This is a genomic window from Pseudoalteromonas aurantia (assembly GCF_005886875.1).
GTDB lineage: Bacteria > Pseudomonadota > Gammaproteobacteria > Enterobacterales > Alteromonadaceae > Pseudoalteromonas > Pseudoalteromonas aurantia_A.
Window position 1 is genome coordinate 1 of sequence record NZ_PNBY01000172.1, and the last position, 513, is coordinate 513.

At 44.1% G+C, this 513-nt stretch carries 1 pseudogene; it reads left to right on the plus strand.

The features are described 5' to 3' along the window. A pseudogene (locus CWC18_RS21655) lies at positions 1–513 on the plus strand (helix-turn-helix domain-containing protein); the annotation flags it as partial.

The following is a 513-nucleotide window of genomic DNA, read 5'->3' on the forward strand; positions in this document are numbered from 1 at the left end:
AATTAACCCAAGAGCGAAAAGCTGATCGTAAGCGGATCAAAGAGCTAGAAAAAGAGCTTAAACGTAAAGATGCAGCCCTTGCTGAAACCGCGGCATTATTGGTGCTAAGAAAAAAGTTAAATACTTACTGGGGGGAAGACGAGGACAGTTAACGTCACACTCAGATAGACTGCATTACGCATCTTTGATTGATGATGCCGTGAACTCAGGTGCAAGAAAAGAGAAAGCTTGTGAAGAAATAGGTTTGTCTATACGGACGTTACAGCGTTGGCAAGAACAGGGTGAAATCATCGCTGATAAAAGACCAACAGCGAAAAGGCCAGAGCCGAAAAACAAGCTTACAGAGGAAGAGCAGCAAGCAATATTAGATATCAGCAACCAAGAGGAATACGCCAATTTAGGGCCGAGCCAGATAGTGCCAATGCTGGCAGATAACGGGCAGTATCTCGCATCTGAATCAAGCTTTTATCGTGTGTTGAAAGCCAATGACCAATTGACTCATCGAGGTAAAGC